Below are 567 nucleotides of genomic sequence, written 5' to 3'. Positions count from 1 at the left end.
CCTGCGGCTTCCGTTCAGACAGCGGAAAAACGCCCCCGCATACGGATATTCCGCCAGCGTGTTACCCTGATGGCGGCGTTTTTCCGTCTCCGCCACCGCCCGCCATGCGGCCTGTTGCTCTGCGCTGAGAGGAACCAGCGCATACTGACGGGCAGTCATGCAGCACCTCCTTCCGTGACCAGCAGGTTGATGATGCTGGCCGTGGAATATCCGGCCTCATCCAGACTCGCTGCCAGACGCAGGATGTGATTCACAGTTTCAGGGCTGAACGATGGCTGTGTGCGAATCACCCGGAAAGGACGTCCGCTGATACTGACCAGTATCACCATCCAGGTTGCGCTGGCCTCACCGGGGCTGCATACGACAATATGAAAACGCTCATGGAACGGGCTGAAACGCACCTGGACGGGGAAAAAGCCGCCAAACTCGCTGCCATACTCGCCATTCATCATCCAGTTGTCCGGCGCATCCAGTTCACGCATCACGGCATGTGTGAGGCGACAACGAACATCACTTCCCGCAGCACGACTGTCTTCGTATTCCTGTGCGCTCATGGTCTGTAATACA

Annotated in this window: 2 protein-coding genes; both read right to left on the bottom strand. The window is 58.0% G+C overall.

Features of this window, described 5'->3' with window-relative positions; genetic code table 11:
• A partial coding sequence (locus EQY_RS25295) for a plasmid SOS inhibition protein A (protein ID WP_000127021.1) occupies window positions 1-159 on the bottom strand: 159 nt, incomplete at its 3' end.
• The coding region (gene psiB / locus EQY_RS0122080; protein ID WP_000322835.1) for a conjugation system SOS inhibitor PsiB at window positions 156-567 on the bottom strand (412 nt) is incomplete at its 5' end. The genes psiB and EQY_RS25295, both read right to left, overlap by 4 nt.

Origin of the sequence: Escherichia sp. TW14182 (assembly GCF_000208525.1) — a bacterium.
Classification (GTDB): Bacteria; Pseudomonadota; Gammaproteobacteria; order Enterobacterales; family Enterobacteriaceae; genus Escherichia; species Escherichia ruysiae.
Note: the sequence above shows the minus strand (reverse complement) of the source record. Positions and strands in the feature narration are given on the sequence as shown.